Raw genomic sequence first — 14,433 nt, 5'->3', positions numbered from 1 at the left:
TTTTTTTTTTTTGTGATATATGCAACTAATATTGGCCCATGGTGAAGTGGTATCACATCTGTTTTTGGTACAGAGATCCGAGGTTCGAATCCTTGTGGGCCAGCCATATATGAATAACTTATTAGATAAAATTTTTTTTAGATCTCAAAACCTTAATCACATAAATTTAGGCTTCAAAAATATTAAAAAAGAAACAGAGGTTTCAAAAATATTTGAAGCAATTCATTCATACACTAGCAATAGTGAAATCCGTTATGTTGGTGGATGTGTAAGAAAGATTATCAACAAAGAAAGATATGACGATATAGATTTAGCAGTAAATTTAAATCCAAAAGAGGTATGTGAGGCTCTTACTATAAAAGGTATAAAATATTACGAGAGTGGAATAGAACATGGAACAATTACAGCGTTAATTAATGATATAAAATTTGAAATTACATCATTAAGAAAAGACGTTGATACAGATGGACGACACGCAAAAGTAGAGTTTTCTGATAGTTGGAAAGATGATGCTTCTAGAAGAGATTTTACTATCAATTCTATTTATGCTGATATTGAAGGAAGTTTATTTGACCCATTTGATGGAAAGAAAGATTTAGAAAATGGAAAAATTAATTTCATTGGAAATGTAGAAACAAGAATTAAAGAAGATTATTTAAGAGTGTTAAGATATGTTAGATTTTTTCTTAGGTATTCCAAACATAGTCATGACCCAAAAGTTATTAAAGCAATTAAAAAAAACCTAAGTGGTGTTTCAAGTATTTCTTCAGAAAGATTAATAGATGAATTTCAAAAATTATTAAAATCAGATGGTTTTCTAAAGTTAACCAAGGATAAGGATTGTTTAGAGATTATAAATCTTATTTTTCCACAAATTAAAAACATTTCTCTATTTAACAAAATGAATAGTTTTGCAAAAAAAAATTTTCTTGAAGTAGATTTTATTTTTTTATTATCTTTAATGATTATTGATCGAACTGACAATGTAGATTATTTTATTTATAAATTCAATTTATCTAAAAAAGATCAAAAAAGACTTATATTTTTGAATAAGTTTAATTTAAAAAAAAATACTAACCAAACTTTTTCAGAAAAAAATTTGAATAAGGTTTTTTATTTTAATGGTAAAGAGGCATTATTAGATGTTCTTTATTTTAAGATTTTTAAATCCAAAAAAGTAGACAATAAGTTAATTAAATTAATTGAAATTTTTAAGAAAAAAGAAATGCCTGTCATGCCATTTAAAGCTAGTACCTTGATAGAGAAATATCAAGTTCCTGAGGGTAGAGAGCTGGGACAGAAGTTAAAAGCAATAGAAGAGGTCTGGACTAGTAATGATTTTAAAATTTCAGATAAAGAAGTTCAAAAAATAGTAAGTAATTAAACGTACTTTACATCTTTAATTTCAAAGTTTTTTACACCTGCAGGAGTTTTAATTTCAACTAAATCGTTTTTGTTTTTCCCAATTAAACCTCTACCTATTGGTGATTGAAAAAATATTAGTTTTTTTTGAAGGTCAGCCTCATCTTTTCCAACTATTTTATAGGTAATTTTTTCTTCAGTATCTAAATTTTCTAAATCTACAGTTGAGCCAAAGATGACTTTTCCATTATTACTCATTTTTGTAACGTCAATTACATTTGCTCTCGCAATATTATCATTGATCTGAACTATTCTTCCTTCATTGTGTGATTGTTCTTCTTTTGCAGCATGGTATTCAGCATTCTCTTTCAAATCTCCATGTGATCTTGCTTCAGATATTGCAGCTACTATCTGTGAACGTTTTTTCTCTTTTAAAAAAATTAGCTCTTCTTTTAAAACTTCAAGTCCGGCGGTTGTTATTGGTTCTTTTTCCATTTTAATTCCATTTTGCTATTGGAGGTAAAGACATTAATATTCCTTCAACATTACCACCTGTTTGTAAACCAAATTTTGTTCCTCTATCGTATAGTAAGTTAAACTCAGCATATCTACCTCTTTTAATATACTGTATCTCCTTTTGTTTTACAGTCCATTTCTTTTTGTATTTCAATTGTATTATAGAGTTAAATAACATTTGAAAGGTAACTCCAAGATCTGCTACAAATTTAAAGTCTTTCTCCCAATCATTTTTTTTGTAATCAAAAAAAATACCACCAATTCCTCTTGTTTCTTTCCTATGTGGTAAATAAAAATATTCATCACACCACTTTTTATATTTTTTATAGAATTTTTTATCATGTCGATCACACATTTTTTTTAATTCGTCATGAAGAAAGCTTTTTTCCTTAAGATCTTGAATGCAAGGTGTTACATCCATACCACCACCAAACCATCCATGCGTTGTATAGATAAACCTTGTATTAAAGTGAATTGCTGGAACATGAGGGTTTTTCATATGCATTACAACAGAAATTCCTGACGCCCAAAAATTTAGATTTTTAGAGGCACCTGGAATTTTTTTACTCATCTCTTTTGAAAATTTTCCATGCACTTCTGAAAAGTTTACACCAACTTTTTCAAAAATTTTACCATCTTTTAAAATTCTAAACTCTCCACCACCTTCATCTTTAATTTCATTTCTATTCCAAGTTTTAGATTTAAATTTTAATTTTTTACCTTCTAGTTTTTCAATATCGCTACAAATTGTGTTCTGCAGCAACTTAAACCAATTAGAAGCAAGTTTTTTTTTAATTTCTTTATCCATTATTTATTAAAGTTAGTTTGTCTTAAATTTTCTGAAAGAATTATAGCAACTGAAGAGGCTATATTTAAAGATCTTTTATTGTCCATCATGGGTATTTTTAACCTATACTTAATTGAATTATGAACATGATCTGGTACACCAGCGCTTTCTCTTCCAAATAGCAGTGTATCATTACCCTCAAATTTGAAAGCAGTATAAGTGTCTGATGATTTAGTTGTTAACAATATTACCCTCTCATTCTTTTTTGATTTAAAAAACTCATCTGAACTTTGATAAAATTTTATCATTTTTTCATCCATGTAATCCATCACAACTCTTTTAAATCTTTTATCGCTGAATAAAAAACCACATGGTTCAATTATTTCTAAATCAGCACCCAGACATGCACATGTTCTAACAATAGCTGCTGTATTTTGAGGAATATCAGGTTCATATAAGGCTATTTTAGGTCTCAAATTCATGTTTTATGTGTCATTGTTTCAGTGGAAAAAAAACTTTTTTCTTATATGAAATCATATATTAAATAACAATATACAAAAAATAAAAGATGTCTGAAAAAAAACCTGAAAGAAGAGAGTTTTTATTTACTGCCTCTTATGCTGTAGGAGCTGTTGGAGTGGGGGCTGTTGTTTGGCCTTTAGTCGATCAAATGAACCCAGATGCCTCTGTTAAAGCATTAGCTAGCACAGAAGTTGATGTAAGTTCAGTTCAACTTGGAAAAACAATCACTGTACTTTGGAGAGGAAAACCAGTTTTTATTAAAAGAAGAACACCCGAGGAAATAGCAGAAGCAAGAGCTGTTAAGATGGAAGATTTAAAAGACCCTCAAAAAGATGAAGATAGAGCGAAAGATCCAGAATGGTTAGTAATGTTAGGTGTCTGTACACACTTAGGATGTGTCCCTTTAAATGATAAAGGAGATTATAATGGTTGGTTTTGCCCTTGTCATGGTTCGCACTACGATATATCTGGAAGAATTAGAAAAGGTCCTGCTCCAACAAACATGGAAGTTCCAAAATATGAATTTGTTAATAGCAACACAATTAAAATTGGATAATAAATAATTATGAGTGATCACGAGTACGTACCCAATTCAAAATTTGGAAAATGGTTTAATGACAGGCTTCCACTTTTATCACTTGCTAGTCATTTAACTGATTATCCAACACCTAAGAATTTAAATTATTGGTGGACATTTGGTGGAATTTTAACTTTTTGTTTAATTACACAAATCGTTACAGGTTTAACTTTAGCCATGCACTACATTGCTCATGCTGACATGGCTTTTGAAAGTGTTGAACATATCATGAGAGACGTAAACTATGGTTGGTTAATAAGATATATTCACGCAAACGGTGCTTCAATGTTTTTCCTAGCAGTCTATATTCATATATTTAGATCTTTGTTTTATGGATCATATAAATCTCCAAGAGAAATAATTTGGATTATTGGAATTATAATTTACCTTTTAATGATGGCGGCAGCATTTATGGGATATGTTTTGCCATGGGGCCAGATGAGTTTTTGGGGAGCAACAGTTATTACAAATCTTTTTAGCGCTATACCTTTAGTGGGTGAAGGAATAGTAAATTGGTTGTGGGGAGGTTATTCTGTTGATAACCCAACTTTAACAAGGTTTTTCACGTTACATTATTTGATACCATTTTTAATCTTAGGCTTAGTGGTTCTTCATATTTGGGCACTGCATATTCCTGGAAATAATAATCCAATAGGAATTGATGTTAAAAAGCCTTCTAAGGATACAGTGCCATTCCATCCATATATTGTGATCAAAGATGCCTTTGCATTATTAATGTTTGTGATTGTTTTTGCATTTTTTGTTTTTTATTCACCAAATATTTTAGGGCATGCGGATAATTATATAGAAGCAAACCCAATGGTTACACCAGCCCATATAGTTCCTGAGTGGTATCTATTACCATTTTATGCAATCCTAAGGTCTGTTCCTGATAAATTAATGGGAGTAGTTGCAATGCTGTCAGCAATTTTAATTTTAGCTGCACTGCCTTGGTTAGATACTTCAAAAATTAGATCAGCAGTATTCAGACCTCTTTACAAGCAATTTTATTGGATACTAGTAGTGGATGTATTAGTTCTAGGTTACGTGGGTGCAATGCCAGCTGAAGGGCTTTACTTATTGATTGCTAGGGTCGCCACAGCTTACTACTTTATTCATTTTTTAATAATCTTACCGTTATTAGGATTTAAAGAAAAAACTATACCTTTACCTTTAAGTATTACAGAACCAGTACTTGGAGGAATGCCAATGGCATCAGCTGTTAAAAAAAAAGAAAGTTTAAATTAATTCAGTGAAAAATATTTTTAAAATAACTTATTTAATAGCCTTTATTTTAACTGGAGCAATCCAAGTTAATGCAGCTGAAAAAGTAGATTTTTTAAAAACAGATTGGAGTTTCAAAGGTCTTTTAGGTAAATTTGATAGGGGTTCGCTTCAAAGAGGATATCAAGTTTATACTGAGGTTTGTGCGTCGTGCCACTCAATGAAATATGTAAGTTATAGAAATTTATTTGAACCAGGTGGACCAGAATTTACTGAAGAGCAGGCTAAAGCAATAGCCGCAAGTTTTGAGGTTAGTGATGGACCCAATAATGATGGTGAAATGTTTATCAGACCAGCAAAATTATCAGATAAATTTGTAATGCCGTTTGAAAATGTTAAAGCAGCACAAGCAGCAAATGGAGGAGCTTATCCACCAGATATGTCTGTGCTAGCAAAAGCTAGAACTGGAGGTGTAGATTATATTTACTCATTGTTACTTGGTTATGAGGATGCTCCAAGTGGAGTGACACTTGATGATGGTGTTTACTATAACAAGTATATGTATGGAAATAATATTAAAATGGCAGAACCATTATCAGATGGTTTGGTGGAATATAGTGATGGCACTACAGCATCAAAAGAACAAATGGCAAAAGATGTTACAACATTTTTAATGTGGGCAGCTGAGCCTCATTTAGAAAGTAGACATAAAATGGGCTTTAAAGCTATTTTATATTTAATTATTTTAACTATTCTAGTTTACTTTAGTATGAAGAAAATTTGGTCACGTATTGAATCTGAAGTTTAATATATCACCATCTTTGACAATATAATCTTTCCCTTCGAGTCTCATTTTTCCATTAGTTTTAGAATTTACCCAACCTTGATTTGCTATGAAATCTTCGTATGCAATTGTTTCAGCTCTAATAAAACCTTTTTCAAAATCAGTATGTATTTCACCGGCTGCTTTTGGTGCAGTGCAATTTTTTTGAATAGTCCAGGCTCTAGTTTCTTCAGGTCCAGATGTAAAGTAAGTGTCTAGCTCTAAAATATTATAACCCTTTTGAATTAACATATTTAAGCCAGTTCTTTTTAATCCAATCATCTCCATATAATTTTCTTTTTCTTCATTTTCTAATTGATTTATTTGGTTCTCAATATCAGCCGAAACTGTTAAGGTATTTTTTACACCAAATTTATCAATAAAAGCTTGTGTGTATTTATTTCCATTTTGAACACTTGCTTCATCAACGTTACATACAAAAATTTTAGGTTTTAAAGACAATAAACCACTTTGGTTTATTAATTTTTTGTCAAATTGTTCATAAAGTATTTGAATATCTTTAGAATTATTTATGCAGTCAGAAGCAATTTCTAATATTTTTAATTGTTCCTCATCTACATTTTTCTTATTATTTTTTTCCAATCTTTTTTGTATTGATTCAAGGTCTGCCAACATCATTTCTGTTTCAATAATTTCCAAATCTCTAATTGGATCAACAGTTGGGTTCACATTCTGAATATCATCAGAGTCAAAACATCTGATCATATGTATGACTGCATCCACTTCTCTTATATAGGATAAGAATTTATTACCTAAGCCCTCACCTTTAGAGGCACCTTCTACTAGCCCAGCTATATCTACAAACTCAATAGTAGTGTAAATCTTTTTTTTTGATTTTGATATTTCTTCTAATTTATCTAGTCTTTCATCTGGTACAGGCACTACACCAACATTTGGCTCTATCGTACAAAAAGGGAAATTTGCAGCTTGTGCCTTGCTAGAATTTGTAAGTGCATTAAATAATGTAGATTTACCAACATTAGGTAAGCCAACAATTCCACACTTAAAACTCATTACTTGTTATTTACAGTGCTTGAGAATAAATCTAATTTTTTATCAATTAATATAGTCATTGAATCAATAATATTTTTAGTAATTTTTTCTAGTTGTATCATTTCATCTTCATCAAAATCTTTTAATACATGGTCTGAAACATCAGCCTTAGTTTTGGGTCTTCCAATTCCTATTCTTACTCTTGAATAATCTTTACCAATAAATTTATCAATAGACTCGATACCATTATGTCCCGCACTAGATCCTGCAAATTTTGCTTTTACTTTTCCAAACTCAAGGTCAAGGTCATCATGGAAGACAATCACATCTTCAGCATCAATTTTGAAGTATTCAATTAATTCCCTTATACAAATTCCAGAGTTATTCATAAAGGTTAAAGGTTTTATTGCATAAACCTTCTTATCTTCAATATTACCTGTGGTTAACAATCCTTTAAATTTTGGTTTTTGTTTAGACAGACCAAATTTTTGATTAAGAGCATCAATTAACTTGAAACCAATATTGTGTCTATTGTTTTCGCTATCGGGTGTTGGATTTCCTAAGCCTACAAATAAAAGCATATTTTTTTTAAATCGTATCTAGGAGTCTTCACAATAATAAGTTGATTATTTTTTTTCTTCTGTGGCTTTTTTTTCATCACCGTCTTTTTTATCACCTTCAGCTGCTGGTGCTGCTTCTTTACCATCTTCTGTTGCTGCTGTTGTCTCTTCAGCTTCAGCTGGTTTTTCTGGCTCTTTCATAACTGTAGGTGCTGCCAATGTTGCAATTACAAAATCTCTTCCAATAATAGTTGGTGTAACACCTTCTTCTAGTTTAACTGAAGATATTTTGAAACTTTCCCCAATATCTACTCCATCTAAATCAATAGTTATTGCAGATGGTATTTTTTCACTTGGGCATTTTAATTCTATTTCTCTTCTAACAATGTTTAGTACTCCACCTCTTTTTAAACCTGGTGAAGTTTCATGGTTAATAAATTCTACAGGTACTTCTATTCTAATTTTTACACCTGGGACAACTCTAAGAAAATCAATATGAGTTGGCTCATCTGATATTACATTATAAGTAATTTCTCTTGGTAAAACATTTTGAGGCTTACCATCTAAATTAAGAGTTATTATATTTGATAAGAAACTTCCTTTTTGTATTAGAGATTTTAATGTTTTTTTTAATACGGTAACTTTTTGATTTTCTTCTGGTCCCCCATAAATTATGCCAGGGATGTCTCCAGCCAATCTAAGAGAGCGAACATCTCCTTTTGACTTAGTGTTTCTAGTATTTGCGTCAAGTGAATTCATAAAAAGATGGCTTTTAGCCCAAGTTTCTTAATAACTCAAGATAATTATTTAAATAAATCAGATACAGATGTTGAGTTAGAGATCCTTTTAATTGCCTCACCCATAAGGGCTGAAATAGGCAAAACTTCTATATTTTTAACATTTTTAATTTTATCTTGATTATCAATTGTGTCTGTTACTACTAATTTTTTAATGACAGATTTTTTAATTTTATCTACTGCCTCTCCACTTAAAACCCCGTGAGTAATATAAGCGTAAACTTCTTTAGCACCTCTATCCTTTAAAGCTTTCGCAGCGTTTACTATAGTTCCACCTGAGTCAATTATGTCATCAACTATAATGCAAGTTTTCCCCTTAACATCTCCTATAACATTCATAACTTTGGATTGACCTGGTTTAGGTCTTCTCTTGTCCACAATAGCAAGTTCTACATTTAAAATTTTACCAAGTGCTCTCGCTCTTTCAGTTCCACCAACATCTGGTGCAACACAAATAATATTTTTACTTTTGATATTTTTTTTAGCATGTCTTGCAAAAATTGGTGTAGTAAATAAGTTGTCTACAGGAATGTCAAAAAAGCCCTGAATTTGTCCTGCATGAAGGTCTACAGTAACAACTCTATCAGCACCTGCTTTGGTAATTAAATTAGAAACAAGTTTTGCAGAAATAGAGGTTCGAGGTACTACTTTTCGATCTTGTCGTGCATATCCAAAATAAGGAATGACAGCAGTAATATTTTTTGCCGAAGATCTTTTTAAAGCATCAATGCAAAGTAGTAATTCCATTAAGTTGTCATTTGCAGGTGATGAAATAGACTGAATTATAAAAATACTATTACCTCTAATGTTTTCATTAATTTCTATATAAATTTCTCCATCAGAAAACTTTTTTATACTTGAGTTCACAAGCTTAGTTTTTAAATATTTTGCAATATTTTTGCTTAGAGGTTTATTGCTGTTTCCAGTTAATAATTTCATGAGATATTATGAATTAATCATAATTACAGAAATATTTCTACCATAATCATTCTCATTGCGGCTAATAGATCTTCTTGCACTAAAAAAACTATTTTTAGGATTAAATGTATCCTTATTAATTATATCAATTTTCTTTATATTTAAGGCCTTTAATTGAGAATGGATGTATTTTTTTAAATTAAAGAAATCTTTATTTTGAATTTTTTTAAAAAGTTTTTTATTTTTCCTATCTTTTTTGATGAGTTTTTTAATAAAATCTTTTTTTACCTCATAATTTTTTACTGAAATACATGGCCCAATAACAGCAGTAATATTTTTAGAAGCACAGCCTTTTTTTATCATAAAATTTAACGTTTTTTTAATTATCCCTTTGAAAGCACCTTTCCAGCCAGCATGAATTGCTGCAATCATCTTTTCTTTCTCATCATAAATTAGTATTGGGGCACAATCAGCAGTCAATATAGCTATAGGAAATTCCTTTTTATTTGTGATTAGCGCATCTCCCTCAAAATTATAATTTTTAAGTTTTAGATTTTTATCTATAAAATGAAATTTATTACTGTGAATTTGCTTAAGTAAGATAATTTTTTTAAGTTTAGTTTTAATTTTCTTTTGAACGATTTGAAGATTTTTTAAAACATTTTTTTTATTATCTGAAGATCCAAGACCACAATTTAAACTCTTAAAAATACCTAGAGATTTTCCACCCCTTCTATTAAAGAATGCATGCTGTAAGTTTTTAAATTTGTTGAGTTTCTTTGACTTAATCAGTTTAAAACCCCAATTTAAATTTATTTTTATCTGTTGTAATTAGCATTACTTTAAACAATTCACCCATTTGATTTTTATCTATAAGCCTTTTTATTCTAAAATAAATATCAGCTTTTTCACTAAATAACATTTTCTTGGACAATATTTCTGCTCTTTCAAGAATACCAAGTTTTGTTAAAAACTCACCTTGAGTAGTATTCATTGAGGTAAGTGAGCTTAATTCTTTAACTATTCTATTTATCAAATTGAAACTTAAATTATAAGTAATATCAGAATCACCAAATCCCTCTAGCACATCACAATATTTATGTTTCGATATAGCTTGCAGGGTATTTTTCATTTTTTTATCAATATACGCATAATCTATTATTAAAATTCCACCATTATTACGTTTAATCTTATTGTTAATAATTTTTAAGTATTCAGTTGATTGAGGTGAATACTCAATAAAGTTCTGCTGTTTTGCAATATTAAATTTAATTTTATTTTCAAATTTTTCCATATCAAAAGGAACATCGAAATATTCAAATTTATTATTAAAAAATCTAACATATCTTTCAAACCATTTTCTTTCTTTCTTTATAAATTGCTTAATAGGCAAAGCGTCAAAAAATTCGTTTGCTAAAAAGATACATGGTAAATTATCTAATTCGCTTAAATCATTTAACCACTTAATATTTTTTTTATTAATATTAACCTTCTGTTTTTTTTTAAGTAATTTGCTTCTTTCTAAAATCTTAATACGACAAGAATTTTTAAATATCGGAAATTTATCAAAGGTATTGACTAAAACTTTCATCATTTCACCATTACCAGCACCTAACTCAATTAAATTAAACTTTTCAGGGCAACCTAGATTTTGCCAAAATGAAATTACCCAAATTGCAATCATTTCTGAAAATAATACAGATATGTTGGGTGAAGTTATGAAATCACCCTTTTTTCCAAAGGGATCTTTTTTCATGTAGTATCCAGATGTTTTGTTATAAAGAGATTCCTCTATAAACTTATCTAGAGTAAACGAGTCATTATCCTTAATTTTCATTTTTTTAAGGATAAAAGATAAGCCCCAGTCATGAAAAAAAGAATACTTATCAATTGGCCTAATGTTAGATTTAAAACTAAGTAGCCGATTTGTGGATCTGGAGATCTAAAATATTCTATAAAAAATCTAAATAGAGAATAAAAGATTAGGAATAAAGCAGAGATTTTTCCAGGTACTCTTAAATAATCTTTTTTAAAAAAATACCCAAGTACAAAGAAAAGAATTATCCCCTCAAAAAAAGCCTCATATAATTGAGAGGGGTGTCTTTTGATATTATCTATTAGAACAAATTGAACTGACCAAGGGAGGTCTGTGGCTCTCCCATAAAGCTCTGAGTTTATGAAATTGGCAATTCTACCGAAAAAAATCCCAATTGGAGCAGATAAGGCAACTAAGTCTAAAAATATAAATGAATTTGTATTATGTTTTTTTGAGAACAATATTGATGCAATTATAATTCCAATTAAAGCACCATGAAATGACATTCCGCCATTCCAAACCATTAATATTTCAATAGGGTTATCTAAATAATATTTTAGATTATAAAATAAAGTATATCCAAGCCGACCCCCCAAAATCATACCTATAATAAGATAGGTTATGAAGTCATCAAATAGCTGAAGAATATGAGAGTCTTTTATTAATTTTTTTTTACAATACAGCCAACCAAGTGCAATACCGATAATATAAGCCAAAGAATACCATCTGATTTCTAATGAAAATATTTGAAACGCAACTGGGTCAAAATTATTAGTAAACATTTTTAAAAAACTACGTATAAAGTATATTAATTTTATAAACGAATATATGACAAAATCAAAATTTGTAATTGATAAATTAACAAAGCTATTTGAGCAAGGGCTAATTTCTTATAAAGATTTAAGCTCTGAAATCATAAATGTTTTAAGATCTAAAAGAGATGAAATCATTTTTAAAATGAAATTAACTAGCAAAGAAGAAACGGATATATTAATTAAAAGAGTTGAAAATTTAGAAAAAAAAATCAACAAATTTGAAAAAAAAAGTCCAAATAAAAAATCTACAAAGGTAAAAAAATCTTAACTCTAAGACCGTTTAAAGGAGATTTTTCTAATAAAATATTTCCTCCATGAGATTTGATTATGTCAGATGTAATTGATAATCCAAGACCAACACTAGATTTAGAATCCCCTCTACTTTTATCTACTTTATAAAATGGTTTGAAAACATTTTCTAACTCTTCTTTAGGAATGCCAACTCCATCATCATCAATAGTAATTATTATGTTACTGTCTTTTTTTGATAGATGAAAATTTATATTTTCAGCATATTTAATTGAATTATCAATTAAATTATTTAAAGATCTTTGTATTAAATTCTTTCTTCCATTCATATAAACTCTTGGAATTATTTCTTTAGTTATTTTATCATTATTATATTTATCTATTGTGATTTTGATTAATTCAGAAATATCAAAAGTTTCATCTTTTTCTAAATAAGATGAACTTGTAAACTGTAGATATTCATTAAGCATTTTTTCCATTTCATCTATATCTAAAGACATTTTTTCGGATAAATCTTTATCTTTCATAAAAGAAAGCTGAAGTTTTAGTCTTGTTAAGGGTGTTCTTAAATCGTGACTTATACCGGATAACATTTCAGACCTTTGATTTAGGTGCCTCATTATTCTTTTTCTCATTTTATCAAATTCCAAACCTGCTTGTCTGATCTCTAAGGCTCCTGATGGTCTGTACTCATCAATATTTTCCCCTTTACCAAATTTTTCTGCAGCTTTAGCTAAGTTTATAATTGGCCTTGTTTGATTCTTCAGAAATAATATGGCTATAGTTATCATTAGTAGAGCTGGTAAGGTAATCCATAGTGCAAATATTCTAGCAGATGAGCTTGCTACCCTATCTTTTGGGATAAAAAATTCGAAGTAACCGTCGTTATGTTTAATATTTATATGAATAAGCTCTTTGTAACTCGTTGTATCAAACCAGTAATTTTTAGAGCCCATATTAGATTTTAGTTCTCTCCTCAGCGTTCTATCTATTGGGCTAAACCATCTTTCTTTTTGAGGTTTTTTAAATGAATCATCTTTTTTAAACTCAACATTAAGATCTAAATAAATTGAGAATAAGCCTGACAGGTCGTTATTATTATATTTTCTATTATCGTAAGCTGCTATGAATGTTTTCATCTCACCGATCAATGCTCTTGTCATACCTTTATTTGTTTTAATCCAAAGACTATCAAAAAAAACAATTGTTATAACTACTTGAAGAACAATTATTGGCACTGCTACGATTAATAAAGCTCTATAAAATAATCTTTTGGGGAGTAAATTTTTTACAAAACTATTCAATCCATAAAACATAACCAGCACCTCTTAAAGTTTGTAAGTATTTTGGATTTTTTGAGTCTATTTCTATTTTTTTTCTAAGTCTTGTAATTATTACATCTATTGATCTTTCTTTATCAAGGTCAGTTAGTTTGCCAATATCCTCTCTTGAAAAAGTTTTGCCAGGATTGTTAATCATTTTTTCTAATATAATTTTTTCAGTACTATTTATTTTATATTCAGTATCATTTTTAATGATTAAAAGTTTGTTAAGATCAATTTTAATATTATCAAAGGTTATAATTCTTTTTTCATCATTTCTTTTTGTTTTATTTAAAATATTTTTTATTCTTAAAGTAAGTTCCTTTGGTTCAAAAGGTTTTGACAAATAATCATCAGCACCCATCTCTAGACCTTCAACTCTATTTTCTGCTTCTCCTTTAGCTGTTAATAAAATTATAGGGGTATCAATCTTAGATTTATTTTGCTTGATAAAATCAAGGCCACTTTTGCCTGTCATCATTACATCTAAAACAATCAAATCAAATTTAATTATTGAAATTTTTTCTTCAGCGTTTTCTGCACTATCCGATGTAGTAACTAGAAAGTTATTTTCATTTAAATATTGTTTAATTAGAGATCTAATTCCCTCATCATCATCTACAATTAAAATATGGGCTGCAAAATCATTCATTAATTATTTTCTTTAAAACATTATCAAAGTTTAGGACTTGATCAGAGCTTGAATTTAAAAGAGCGTTATAAATTCTTTTTTTTTGCGTCAAAAATATCTCATCAAAAATTTTTTCTCCTTTTTCATTTAAAAAAATGTGTTTTACTCTTGTGTCTTGTTGATCTTTTTCAAAAAAAATAACATCAAGTTTAATTAAATCTTTTAAAACTCTATTTAAACTCTGCTTAGTAACTTTTAGCTTTTTTAATAGGTCAGAAATTGTAATCCCCTTATACATTGATAATAGATGTAAAACTTTGTGGTGAGCTATACCTATAGAGTATTTATCTAAGGTTTTCTTGGCATCTGAAAAAGATTCACGATAACTTGTAAATAACTTTTCAATCAATTGCTTTAACTGAGTGTCTTTTAAATATAAAAGTTCTTTCATTATGGGTAAGTTATATTGACATATTATAGATACAAAGATAATTTTAGGA

General features: G+C 29.0%; 18 protein-coding genes and 1 tRNA gene. 6 read left to right on the top strand and 13 right to left on the bottom strand.

Annotated features, from left to right (window positions below):
- Positions 1-32 precede the first annotated feature (32 nt).
- A tRNA-Gln gene (locus AC5YGC_RS05840) sits at positions 33-106 on the top strand.
- Positions 107-109: 3 nt separating this feature from the next.
- Positions 110-1,384 (top strand): tRNA nucleotidyltransferase/poly(A) polymerase-related protein, encoded by a 1,275-nt coding sequence (locus AC5YGC_RS05835; RefSeq protein ID WP_496139290.1) that lies wholly within the window; start codon positions 110-112, stop codon positions 1,382-1,384.
- Here the strand turns inward: AC5YGC_RS05835 and greA are convergent.
- From greA to AC5YGC_RS05820, 3 genes are read right to left on the bottom strand one after another with little or no spacing between them, the layout of a single operon-like run.
- A complete protein-coding gene (gene greA / locus AC5YGC_RS05830) occupies positions 1,381-1,857 on the bottom strand; it encodes a transcription elongation factor GreA (protein ID WP_496139289.1) in 477 nt (158 codons plus the stop codon). The two genes, AC5YGC_RS05835 and greA, sit on opposite strands and share 4 nt — an antisense overlap.
- Position 1,858: 1 nt before the next feature.
- Positions 1,859-2,686: an oxygen-dependent coproporphyrinogen oxidase gene (gene hemF / locus AC5YGC_RS05825; RefSeq protein ID WP_496139288.1), complete on the bottom strand. Its 828-nt coding sequence runs from the start codon at positions 2,684-2,686 to the stop codon at positions 1,859-1,861.
- The gene (locus AC5YGC_RS05820; protein ID WP_496139287.1) at positions 2,686-3,147 is read right to left on the bottom strand and encodes a TrmH family RNA methyltransferase; all 462 of its coding nucleotides are present in this window, start codon (positions 3,145-3,147) and stop codon (positions 2,686-2,688) included. The genes hemF and AC5YGC_RS05820 overlap by 1 nt, the downstream gene beginning before the upstream one ends.
- An 86-nt stretch (positions 3,148-3,233) precedes the next feature.
- Between AC5YGC_RS05820 and petA the strand changes: the two genes are divergently transcribed.
- Genes petA through AC5YGC_RS05805 form a run of 3 tightly spaced genes read left to right on the top strand, consistent with a single transcriptional unit; the run spans position 3,234 to position 5,796 of the window.
- Complete coding sequence (gene petA, locus AC5YGC_RS05815) at positions 3,234-3,743, top strand: ubiquinol-cytochrome c reductase iron-sulfur subunit (RefSeq protein ID WP_496139286.1); 510 nt, start codon at positions 3,234-3,236, stop codon at positions 3,741-3,743.
- Between the two features lie 9 nt (positions 3,744-3,752).
- Positions 3,753-5,012 carry a cytochrome b N-terminal domain-containing protein gene (locus AC5YGC_RS05810; RefSeq protein WP_496139285.1) on the top strand — a complete coding sequence of 420 codons (1,260 nt, stop codon included), beginning with the start codon at positions 3,753-3,755 and terminating at the stop codon, positions 5,010-5,012.
- A gap of 4 nt (positions 5,013-5,016) precedes the next feature.
- Positions 5,017-5,796 carry a cytochrome c1 gene (locus AC5YGC_RS05805; protein WP_496139284.1) on the top strand — a complete coding sequence of 260 codons (780 nt, stop codon included), beginning with the start codon at positions 5,017-5,019 and terminating at the stop codon, positions 5,794-5,796.
- On the opposite strand, the gene ychF is transcribed toward AC5YGC_RS05805, so the two are convergent.
- Genes ychF through lgt form a run of 7 tightly spaced genes read right to left on the bottom strand, consistent with a single transcriptional unit; the run spans position 5,773 to position 11,698 of the window.
- The gene (ychF, locus tag AC5YGC_RS05800; RefSeq protein ID WP_496139283.1) at positions 5,773-6,846 is read right to left on the bottom strand and encodes a redox-regulated ATPase YchF; all 1,074 of its coding nucleotides are present in this window, start codon (positions 6,844-6,846) and stop codon (positions 5,773-5,775) included. The two genes, AC5YGC_RS05805 and ychF, sit on opposite strands and share 24 nt — an antisense overlap.
- Positions 6,846-7,406, bottom strand: coding sequence for an aminoacyl-tRNA hydrolase (pth, locus tag AC5YGC_RS05795; RefSeq protein WP_496139282.1), 561 nt, complete (start codon positions 7,404-7,406; stop codon positions 6,846-6,848). Before pth ends, ychF begins: the two co-directional genes overlap by 1 nt.
- Positions 7,407-7,451: 45 nt before the next feature.
- Positions 7,452-8,144 carry a 50S ribosomal protein L25/general stress protein Ctc gene (locus AC5YGC_RS05790; protein ID WP_496139281.1) on the bottom strand — a complete coding sequence of 231 codons (693 nt, stop codon included), beginning with the start codon at positions 8,142-8,144 and terminating at the stop codon, positions 7,452-7,454.
- Between the two features lie 44 nt (positions 8,145-8,188).
- Positions 8,189-9,121 carry a ribose-phosphate diphosphokinase gene (locus AC5YGC_RS05785; protein WP_496139280.1) on the bottom strand — a complete coding sequence of 311 codons (933 nt, stop codon included), beginning with the start codon at positions 9,119-9,121 and terminating at the stop codon, positions 8,189-8,191.
- 6 nt (positions 9,122-9,127) lie between these two features.
- A complete protein-coding gene (gene pgeF / locus AC5YGC_RS05780) occupies positions 9,128-9,889 on the bottom strand; it encodes a peptidoglycan editing factor PgeF (RefSeq protein ID WP_496140315.1) in 762 nt (253 codons plus the stop codon).
- Positions 9,890-9,893: 4 nt separating this feature from the next.
- Positions 9,894-10,937: an SAM-dependent methyltransferase gene (locus tag AC5YGC_RS05775; protein WP_496139279.1), complete on the bottom strand. Its 1,044-nt coding sequence runs from the start codon at positions 10,935-10,937 to the stop codon at positions 9,894-9,896.
- Complete coding sequence (gene lgt / locus AC5YGC_RS05770) at positions 10,934-11,698, bottom strand: prolipoprotein diacylglyceryl transferase (protein ID WP_496139278.1); 765 nt, start codon at positions 11,696-11,698, stop codon at positions 10,934-10,936. The genes AC5YGC_RS05775 and lgt overlap by 4 nt, the downstream gene beginning before the upstream one ends.
- Positions 11,699-11,744: 46 nt before the next feature.
- On the opposite strand from lgt, the gene AC5YGC_RS05765 reads away from it, so the two are divergent.
- Complete coding sequence (locus tag AC5YGC_RS05765; protein ID WP_496139277.1) at positions 11,745-11,999, top strand: hypothetical protein; 255 nt, start codon at positions 11,745-11,747, stop codon at positions 11,997-11,999.
- On the opposite strand, the gene AC5YGC_RS05760 is transcribed toward AC5YGC_RS05765, so the two are convergent.
- From AC5YGC_RS05760 to AC5YGC_RS05750, 3 genes are read right to left on the bottom strand one after another with little or no spacing between them, the layout of a single operon-like run.
- Positions 11,977-13,296, bottom strand: a complete 1,320-nt coding sequence (locus AC5YGC_RS05760; protein WP_496139276.1) for an ATP-binding protein — start codon at positions 13,294-13,296, stop codon at positions 11,977-11,979. The genes AC5YGC_RS05765 and AC5YGC_RS05760 overlap by 23 nt on opposite strands.
- Complete coding sequence (locus AC5YGC_RS05755) at positions 13,277-13,954, bottom strand: response regulator (RefSeq protein ID WP_496139275.1); 678 nt, start codon at positions 13,952-13,954, stop codon at positions 13,277-13,279. Before AC5YGC_RS05755 ends, AC5YGC_RS05760 begins: the two co-directional genes overlap by 20 nt.
- On the bottom strand, positions 13,947-14,384 hold the full coding sequence (locus tag AC5YGC_RS05750; protein ID WP_502314006.1) for a MarR family winged helix-turn-helix transcriptional regulator: 438 nt from the start codon (positions 14,382-14,384) through the stop codon (positions 13,947-13,949). Before AC5YGC_RS05750 ends, AC5YGC_RS05755 begins: the two co-directional genes overlap by 8 nt.
- Positions 14,385-14,433 lie beyond the last annotated feature (49 nt).

Source organism: Candidatus Pelagibacter sp. uisw_138, from assembly GCF_059512485.2.
This window is presented reverse-complemented; position numbering and strand designations above follow the sequence as displayed.